Origin of the sequence: Halomonas sp. YLB-10 (assembly GCF_003856855.1) — a bacterium.
GTDB classification, from domain to species: Bacteria; Pseudomonadota; Gammaproteobacteria; order Pseudomonadales; family Halomonadaceae; genus Halomonas; species Halomonas litopenaei.
The window spans coordinates 1-2,059 of record NZ_RRCU01000019.1 but is presented as its reverse complement, the minus strand read 5'-3'; the positions used below and the strand labels follow the sequence as shown (position 1 = coordinate 2,059).

The window sequence follows — 2,059 nt, the reverse complement described above, 5'->3', positions numbered from 1 at the left end:
GCGGCCGGGCCCGCTCTTGGCCCGGGTGGGACCGCCGTCGTGGCGAGCGCAGCGCGGCCAGGGCCCCGCCGGTCAAGCGGTCCGGGCGTGAGCGGAGCGGGAAGCCCGGGACCGCCAGGGGGCCGCGCAGCGGCCCCCCTTGATACCCCTATGGCCAATTCAGCAACGCACATCCACCGTTCACCCGATGGTGCTGTCACGAGCTCCGCTGGGACGATCGTCGCGTGCCCGGACAGCCGTGCACCTGACGCCAGGAGGAGCAATGACACTCGACCACTGTGAGGACCCACGCCCGGCAAGGGCCCCGTCGGGCGTAGCGCGCAAGCGTGAGGACTACGAGCGCACGGAGTACGTGTCGATCGACCTGACGAAGATGGACGACGGCCGCTGGCTCGTGACGTTCAGTAGGTACGTCCGCAGTCATCTCGGCGACCTGGTCGCGGAACCGGAGCCAGTCGAGTTCATCTCGGATCCGCCTGCCTACCTCCCGTCCGATGTGGACGTGGACGTGTGGCTGGCCGCTGACCTGGCATCGAACGTGGTGCTCCACCAGACCAGTCTGGGGCACTCGCCGGTCAAGGGTGGCCGTGGCATTCAGCCCGGGGCGAAGTACGTCTGACACGCCCAGTGGCGGGCCCCGCAATTCGGCAACGGCCGGTGCGGGGCCCGCAGTGCGTTCAGGGCCGCTTCGGATCCTCGGCCTCCTGTCAGAATCGCCGTATATCGTACGGCGGCTCCAGGTGGGTACTGTTCGGCAAGGGCCGTCCCGAGCCTGGAGGATTCCGCCACGGTGTGTTTCACGTGAAACGGGGCCGTGGAACGGGGCTCTACCGTATGGTCATCAGCGCAGACGTTCGGCAGATGGGACACACGAAATGGGCTTCTGGGACTTCATCGCTCCGGACTTCGGCACCTTCAAGGCCACCGTCGAGCCGATCCTGCCCGAACTGGTCTGGGTGGGTCCGCTCCCGATCCCGCGAGACGTCTTCATCCTCAACGCGTGGGCGAACCCGGGTTCGGGTGCCGGGCTGGCGCTGCGGATCTACTACGAGACGCAGAAGACGCAGGGCGGCACCCGCTCGCAGGCAGACGGGATCAACAACGCAGTCAACCAGCAGGCACAAGCCGTCTCGGGACAAGGGTCCTGGGTCGCGACAGGAGATAGCATGACCCTCGTCATCGCCAACACGTACCGCTGCGCCATCCGGATGCTGGCGGGCGGCAAGAGCATCACGAACGTCATCGGTGTCCGGGGCTCGTCGTCCGGGCAGCAGGCAGCGGCCGCAGCCGCCGTGCTCGCGGCGTGGAAGGTCGCGTCCGGGCCGCTCTCGAAGATCTCCTCGCTCGTCACGATGGCGGACGTGACGGCCGTCGACCTGTCCAGCACGACCGGCGGCATCGCGGTCGTGAGCGACGCGACGGCGGGCGGCATCACCGCCAGCAACGCGCTTTCGACCCGAGCCGCGAGCGCGCTCGTGACGTGGAACGGGTCGACCAGGAGCAAGAGCGCGCGCGGCAGGCTCTACTTCGGTCCGCTCATGGAGACGGACATCGCGACGGACGGCGCGAGTCTCTTCACGGGCGTCCCGGCGTCGCTGAGCACGGCGATGACGAACTTCCGCTCAAGCCTGGCCACGGCAGGCTTCCCGCTGGTCGTCATCAGCCAGAAGCTAGCTTCCACGACGGATGTGACGAGTCACGCCGTCCAGACGACCATCGCCACCCAGCGGCGGCGCATCAGGTCCTGAGGCTGCCGCCGGCGGCCGGCTATCCTCCCGGGGCCGGCCGCCGTACGGTGGAGGTGCTCGTACTGGCGTCGAGCACATCGAAGGGCCCCGACCGGGCACCGCGCGCCCTCCTCGGTCGGGGCCCTTCGGCGTGCTCGGAGGACCGCTTGAGGGGCGGGGTGGCCGTGCGTAGCCTGGCGCGGCGGCGGTCGCGGCCGGGCCCGCTCTTGGCCCGGGTGGGACCGCCGTCGTGGCGAGCGCAGCGCGGCCAGGGCCCCGCCGGTCAAGCGGTCCGGGCGTGAGCGGAGCGGGAAGCCCGGGACCGCCAGGGG

Annotated in this window: 2 protein-coding genes; both read left to right on the top strand. The window is 69.9% G+C overall.

What is annotated here, in order from left to right:
- The first annotated feature begins 262 nt into the window (after window positions 1-262).
- Window positions 263-619 (top strand): hypothetical protein, encoded by a 357-nt coding sequence (locus tag EBB56_RS21740; protein WP_124805334.1) that lies wholly within the window; start codon window positions 263-265, stop codon window positions 617-619.
- A gap of 256 nt (window positions 620-875) precedes the next feature.
- Window positions 876-1,748, top strand: a complete 873-nt coding sequence (locus EBB56_RS21735) for a hypothetical protein (RefSeq protein ID WP_124805333.1) — start codon at window positions 876-878, stop codon at window positions 1,746-1,748.
- Window positions 1,749-2,059: the final 311 nt, after the last annotated feature.